The organism is Alteromonas sp. MmMcT2-2 (assembly GCF_022348305.1).
In the GTDB taxonomy this organism is placed as follows: Bacteria; Pseudomonadota; Gammaproteobacteria; order Enterobacterales; family Alteromonadaceae; genus Alteromonas; species Alteromonas macleodii.
Map to the genome: position 1 here is coordinate 1 of NZ_JAKRFA010000080.1, position 7,245 is coordinate 7,245.

Here is a 7,245-nt window from a genome sequence, read left to right on the forward strand (position 1 = left end):
TACCTGGATTACAAAAGTCCAAACCAATATGAAGCTGACATGGCTAACTTAGGAAAAGCTGCTTAACTGGGTTGTGTGAATTTGCTTGACCACGTCATTATTCGTGTATCATTATGATAGAAAAATGATAATAATAAAATTAGTGAGTTAATACTTTCTATGACAACATCAACTAATAATGAACCTAAAACTATATTCAGTTGGGCGAGTGCCATTGCGTTAGCATTAGAGTCTGACGGGATAGACAGCCAAGCTTTGTTTAAAAAAGCTGGCGTTGATTTAGTTACGTCATCAGAGCCAAGTTACCGTATTGAAACCGTTAAAATTACGGAAATTTTTAGGCTGGCAGTAGAAGCAACGGGCATAACAGGTTTTGGGTTGTTAGCTGGTAAAAACTTTCATCCTGGCAGCTTTCACGCGTTTGGTTATTCGTTATATGCGAGTAACAATTTAAATGACTTTTGCCAACGCATAGTACGCTATTTCCGCTTACTTAGTGATAACGGCATTCATACGTTAACTGAAACAAAAGATGATTATGTGTTGGATATTGAAATTATCAATACAGTAACTTGTGATGAAACTATTGAAGGCTGGTTAATGGCTATTGTTCAAATGTGTCGACATATTTTCCGCCTTAACTTTAACCCTTTAAAAGTTCAACTCGTAAGGGAAAAACCAGAAATTGGGGCAGAGTTATTTGAGCAGTCATTTAAATGCCCTGTTGAGTTTTCTTCCAAATTAAACGCGATACATTTTGCTAAAGAAGATATGTTTGTTCAACTGCCTGCAGCAAGTTCTGAATTGGCGCGAGTGAACGATGAAATTGTTATTCAGCATTTAGCACGTTTAGATCGCTCTGATATTGTACGCCAAGTTGAAACTAAAATTATTGAGCTATTGCCTACTGGGGAATGTAATAAAGAGCGTATTGCTTCATTATTAAATATGAGCCCGAGGAATATGCATGGCAAACTAGAACAACGCGATACTAGTTACCAAGAAATTTTAGACGACTTACGCTCACAATTAGCAATTCAATATATTGAGCAAGACTCAATGAGTATTAGTCAAATTACCTATCAACTAGGCTTTACTGATACTAGTAACTTTTCTCGTGCATTTCGTCGTTGGACGGGGCACTCACCAAGTGAATATCGAAAAGCTAAAGCTGAAAATTAAACAAATATAGTATGGGCTTTCGTTTGGAGCCCATACTTAAACTTCCAATTTTCTAAACTTGTTTATTTTAAAATCTCACTCTAATATATTGAATTTTAAACTGTTTATTGTTTTTCTAAATATACCTTCCTAACTATTCCCATACTTTTTTCCTAAACCCATACTTTTGGCTGGTTTTTTTTGCGTTTTTATTTTTTAGAGTAGAACCATCTCAAGACTTAGCGTGTTTATGGCTAACAAAATAAAAATTAGGAATTAGTGATGAGTGAAGCAAACTTACTTTTTGAAAACCGAGATGGTATTGCCTGGTTAACATTAAACCGCCCGAAAGGAATGAATGCAATCAATGGTGAAATCATTGAACTTTATGAAAAGTATATTCCTGAAATAGCTAATAATGATGAAATTAGAGCCGTTGTTATTACTGGCACTGGTGCTGCTTTTTGTGCAGGGGCAGACTTAAAAGAAGTATTGGCATCACAAAAGCTACCTCCTGGAGAGAAAGACTTTTTAGATCGATTATGTGAAAACGTATTTAATCCACTACGTGACTTTCCAAAGCCAGTAATTGCAGCGTTAAATGGTATTACTATGGCGGGCGGTCTAGAAACAGCTATGTGTGCAGATATAGTGGTGGCTGCTGAAAGTGCAGTCATTGGTGATGCTCACGCGAACTTTGGCGTATACCCTGGCGCTGGAGGGGCAGCCTTATTACCTCGAATTATCCCTCACAATGTAGCTAAGTATTTATTGTTTACTGGTGAAACTTTATCTGCACAAGAAATGAAAACATATGGCTTTGTTAACGTAGTTACAAATGATGATGAGCTACAAGATAAAACACAAAAACTTGCACTCAAAATTGCCTCAAAAAGCCCAATTGCACTTCGTCGTATGAAAGAAGTGGCTAATCAAGCTTTAGATAAATCGAGAGATGCAGCATTAGAGCATGAGCAAGTATTGTTAAGAAAGCATATGCGTTCATACGACTTTACCGAAGGCTTAACTGCGTTTTCTGAAAAACGTAAACCGCAATTTATCGGCAAATAGCAAGAGTTGCTTAATTAAGCTAATAATAGGAACCAAGAACATGAGTAATATTTATATCGCAGGTGTTGGCATGACTAAGTTTGGTCGACACATCGAACGTACATTAGAAAGTTTGACTGGCGAAGCAATTGAAAAAGCACTTGCTGATGCTGGTTGTGATAAAGACGAAATTGGAACGGCATTTTTCACTGGCTGTACTCAAGGCCATTTACATGGTCAGGGTATGGTACCCGGACAAGTTTACTTAAGTAAAAATGGTATTGAAGGTATCCCTATCTTTAATGTTGAGAATGCTTGTGCTTCAGGTAGTTCAGGTTTTTATCTAGCCAACCAAATGCTTAAATCAGGTGCATGTGATATTGCACTAGTTGTTGGCGCAGAGAAGATGAATGTAGCCGACAAAGCTAAGATGTTCTCTGTATTTGATGGTGCATGGGATGTGAGCAATCCAGAGCAAAACCTTAAAACTTTATTAAAGCCTGCTGAAGGTTTTGAAGTGCCACCAGGTACAACCTCAGAGCGCCCTTATAGTGTGTTTATGGATGTATATGCAGCTTTTTGTCGTAACCATATGAAAACATTTGGTACAACTCAAAGACAAATAGCGGCAGTGAGCGCTAAGAACCACCAGCACTCAGTTCATAATGAATTGTCGCAATTTAGAGACCCTTATACGATTGATGAAGTAATGGCAGCTCCACCAATTACTTACCCTTTAACTTTACCTATGTGTGCACCTATTTCAGACGGTGCGGCAGCGGTTGTGGTTTGTAATGAAGAAGGGCTGAAAAAATTAAATGCCGAAAAGCGCGCTGTTCGAGTACTTGCTGCTGTTATTCGCAGCGCTACTAGCCGACCAGCTGATCAGTGGGATCAGCACTGTGAGCATTTAGCGGCAAAAGAAGCCTATGAAATAGCGGGTGTTGGTCCACAAGATATGGACGTGGCTGAAGTTCATGATGCAACAGCAATGGGTGAAATTTTACATGCTGAAAACCTTGGTTTAGTTGGTTTTGGTGAAGCTGGACCAGCTGCAGAAAATGGTGACTTTACAATTGGAGGCCGCATTCCAATTAACCCATCAGGTGGCTTAGAGTCTAAAGGTCATCCGCTAGGTGCGACAGGGCTTGGTCAAATTCATGAGCTTGTTGTTCAACTTCGTGGTGAAGCCGGTGCTCGTCAGGTTGTTGGTGCTAAACATGCGGTACATGAAAACAGCGGTGGGTTAGTAGGTATTGAAGAAGGCGCTGTGTCAATTAACATTTTAGCAAAAGCTTAATTTTATTAAGTGGCTAGTATCGACCTTGTAAAAGATTAATGTAATGAGGAATAAATAATGAACTTCCAAATGACTGAAGAACAAGAAATGGCCGTTGAGTCGGTTCGTAAATTCGTACAAAACGAGATTGAACCAGAAATTAGAGCTCACGGTGAAAGCCACTTTAGCAAAGAACAATTGGTAAAGTGGAGCAGTAAATTATCTGAATTTGGCTATATCAGTGCTCCACACCCAGAAGAAAGTGGTGGCTATGGAATGGACTGGAAAACGCATCTTTTAATTTGGGAAGAAGTTGCGGTAGGTTCATTAGATCTCGCGCTTACTGGGTTAATTAACGTAGCAGGTATTGATTTGTTAATTAATAATGCTCCTCAACATATCATTGATGAGTATGTACCAGGTTTAATTTCGGGTGAGAAGTTTATTTCTATTGGTATTTCTGAACCAGATGTGGGTTCAGATGTAGCTGCTGTTAAAACTCGTGCGGTAAAAGATGGCGATGAGTGGGTTATTAATGGCGAAAAAACTTGGATTTCAAATGGCGAACATATGGATATATTCGTTTGTACCTGTAAAACAGGCGAAGGTGAATTAACGCATATTGCTATTCCTGCCGACACACCAGGTTTAGAAGTTAAGGGAATTGAAAAAATGGCGTTAAACAGCCAGTCAACTTCTCAAATTTTCCTTGCTGATGTTCGTGTGCCTGTAGCGAATACGGTTGGCAAAGAAGGTGATGGATTAAAAAATACATTGGTAACGTTTGAACGTGCTCGTTGTCATATGGCGGCTTGGGGTTATTCAATTGCTCGTCGTGCGCTGGAAGAATCTGTTAAATATAGTCAAGAGCGTACACAGCATGGCAAACAGATTGCGGGTCACCAGCTAATTGCACTTAAAATTGCTAAAATGGCAACTGAAATTGATGCGGCTCGACTATTAACTTTACGTGCTGCTGACATGATTGATAATGGTATTCGTTGTGACAAAGAGTGCTCAATGGCGAAATGGTACGGTACTGAAATAGCGGTTACTGCTTGTCGTGATGCTGTGCAAATACACGGTGGTAATGGTGTTACTAAAGAATTTATTGTTGAACGTTTAGCTCGTGAAGCGATTGTTGGACCAATTCCTGATGGGACTACAGAAATTCAGCAGTTGTTAATTGCTCGCTTGTTAACAGGTATTCAAGCATTTAAATAATTCTATCGTTGGTTACTGCAAGTTAACCAGCATGTGTATAAAAATTTGAGAGAAAGTTCATGAATTTGCAAGATAAAGTTGTTGTTATAACAGGTGGCGCTTCTGGCTTAGGTAAAGCGACAGCAGAATATTTAGTAGCAGAAAAGGGCGCTAAAGTTGCCTTGTTTGACCTAAATGAAGACGCAGGCAATGCGACCGTGGCTGAGCTTGGGGAAGATAAGGCTATCTTTTGCCAAACTGATGTAACAAGTGAAGAAAGTATAGATGCTGCGATTGCTGCTGTAATGGATAAGTTCGGTGCAATTCACGGTGACGTTAATGCGGCTGGTATTCCACTACCGTGTAAAATTTTAGATAAAGAAGGTATTGCTTCAAGCCTAAAAAAATACGCTACGGTAATTAACGTTAATTTATGTGGTGTATTTAATGTGATGGCTAAATGTGCTGAACAAATGGCAAAGAATGAGCCAGACGAAAAAGGTGAACGAGGAGTGATTATAAACATTTCATCGGGGGCAGCTTTTGAAGGGCAAATTGGTCAAAGTGCATATTCAGGTTCAAAAGCCGGAGTTAATGGTATGAATATTCCAGCTGCACGAGAATTAGCCCGTTACGGTATTCGTGTAAATTCAATTGCACCAGGTTTATTTGGTACGCCTATGGTTAAGTCGCTAGGTGAAAAAGTGGTTAATTCACTTGTAGAAATGTGTGAAGCGCCTAAACGTATGGGTGAAATGGAAGAGTTTGCACATACTTGTTCTTTCTTATTTGAAAATGGCTATATGAATGGTCGTATTGTCCGATTAGATGGCGCTACAGTGATGCAAGCTAAGTAAGTTCTTAATAAGTTATTAAAGCACCTTTAAGGTGCTTTTATACCAATTGCATTAAATATTTAGTCAGTTCAGAGCTGTGTCAGGGGAGTTAGAACAAAGCAAATTGATGCAGGTGTAGCATTCTCCACTAAAGCAATTTGTAAAGTTATTACTCTCCTGACAAGCTCCCGAAGGGCGAGTTTAAAAGGCTTATATGCTTGCGTTATTGATTTTGATAAGGGAATAACCATTACCTGCAACCAATGCCTTGCCTCTAAGCCTTTTAACTCTCGCTGAATGATCAAATATTTAATTTAATTGGTATTATAACGTGGAGAAAATGAAATGGGACCACTAAACGGTATAAAAGTTGTTGAGTTGGCTGGCTTAGGGCCATGTCCGGCAGCTGGTATGATACTAGCTGACTTTGGGGCTGAGGTTATTTTAATTGAACGTAAAACGGCTAACCCTAACGCTGGTATTGATTTAGATAGCAATAAAGATGCTTCATTTTTTAAGCGTGGTAAAAAGTCGATTGCACTAGACTTAAAAAATCCTGATGATGTTGAAACAGTATTGAAGCTTGTTGAGCAATCAGACGTGTTAATTGAAGGGTTTCGCCCAGGCATTACTGAAAAGTTGGGGCTTGGACCGGAGGTTTGTCATCAGCGCAACCCAAAACTCGTATATGGTCGTATGACTGGTTGGGGGCAAACAGGACCTTTAGCAAAAAATGCTGGCCATGACATCAACTATGTATCAATTACTGGAGCCTTGCATTATGGCGGTTTACCTGACGATGCACCATATCCAACACCAACCTTAGTGGGCGATATTGGTGGTGGCACCTTACCATTGGTCATTGGTATAACTTCAGCGCTTTTATATGCACAAAACACTGGCCAAGGGCAGGTGATTGATGCAGCTATTTGTGACGGCACCATTTATAGCATGGGGTTGTTAACCAGTATTAGGGCGCAGGGGTTGCTACGTGAAGAAAAAGGGCAAGACTTTTTCGGCGCAGGATCTCATTGGTGCAATACTTATCAATGTGCTGACGGGAAATATGTTTCAGTTCAAGCGTTAGAGCCTAATTTTTATAAAGAATTAGTTACATTGTGTGGCTTTGCTGATGATGATGACTTTGCTCAGCAGAACAATAAAAAGTTGTGGCCTCAAGCAAGAGCAAAAATGGCGGCATTTTTTGCAAGTAAAACTCAAGCACAATGCAACGATATTTTAGAAGGAACTGATGCTTGTTATGCACCTGTTTTATCTATTCCAGAAGCAGCTGAGCATGAGCATATTAAGGCGCGTGGCTGTTATACAGGTGAAGGTCAATATTTACAGCCAACACCTGCGCCTAAGTTTAGTGTTAGCCAGCCTTGTATTGGTGAAATTCCTAACGTTGGGCAACATACAGCAGAAATTTTAAATTCGCTGAACAAGTAAATACGAATACTTAACCTCGCACTGGTAAGTGCATTTCTCCTCTGTAGGCTAATTGACTTGGAATGTCCTCGCTTTTAGCCTCTTTTTATTCCTTTTAAAATTCTACATCTTCTTGTATTTGTTCTTTTGTATTAAAAGATGCCTACTTTAGAGTAAATACTTAACTCTGAGCTATCCCCACGAATAGTAAAATAAAGTCAAAGAGTTAGGGAACATTCATGGCATTTGGTGATCAGATCTTTCGCCAAAAAAAAACCAACACAG

The 7,245-nt window shown here is 39.4% G+C and carries 6 protein-coding genes; all 6 read left to right on the plus strand.

Annotated features, from left to right (window positions below; all coding sequences use genetic code 11):
* The first annotated feature begins 159 nt into the window (after positions 1-159).
* On the plus strand, positions 160-1,182 hold the full coding sequence (locus MHM99_RS20360; protein ID WP_187447757.1) for an AraC family transcriptional regulator: 1,023 nt from the start codon (positions 160-162) through the stop codon (positions 1,180-1,182).
* 261 nt (positions 1,183-1,443) lie between these two features.
* The gene (locus MHM99_RS20365) at positions 1,444-2,232 is read left to right on the plus strand and encodes an enoyl-CoA hydratase/isomerase family protein (protein WP_008305457.1); all 789 of its coding nucleotides are present in this window, start codon (positions 1,444-1,446) and stop codon (positions 2,230-2,232) included.
* 40 nt (positions 2,233-2,272) lie between these two features.
* Positions 2,273-3,511 carry a beta-ketoacyl synthase N-terminal-like domain-containing protein gene (locus MHM99_RS20370; protein ID WP_008305456.1) on the plus strand — a complete coding sequence of 413 codons (1,239 nt, stop codon included), beginning with the start codon at positions 2,273-2,275 and terminating at the stop codon, positions 3,509-3,511.
* Between the two features lie 57 nt (positions 3,512-3,568).
* Positions 3,569-4,714 carry an acyl-CoA dehydrogenase family protein gene (locus tag MHM99_RS20375; protein WP_008305455.1) on the plus strand — a complete coding sequence of 382 codons (1,146 nt, stop codon included), beginning with the start codon at positions 3,569-3,571 and terminating at the stop codon, positions 4,712-4,714.
* Between the two features lie 59 nt (positions 4,715-4,773).
* Positions 4,774-5,550, plus strand: coding sequence for an SDR family NAD(P)-dependent oxidoreductase (locus tag MHM99_RS20380; protein WP_008305454.1), 777 nt, complete (start codon positions 4,774-4,776; stop codon positions 5,548-5,550).
* A 324-nt stretch (positions 5,551-5,874) separates the two neighbouring features.
* On the plus strand, positions 5,875-6,981 hold the full coding sequence (locus MHM99_RS20385) for a CaiB/BaiF CoA-transferase family protein (protein ID WP_008305453.1): 1,107 nt from the start codon (positions 5,875-5,877) through the stop codon (positions 6,979-6,981).
* Positions 6,982-7,245: the final 264 nt, after the last annotated feature.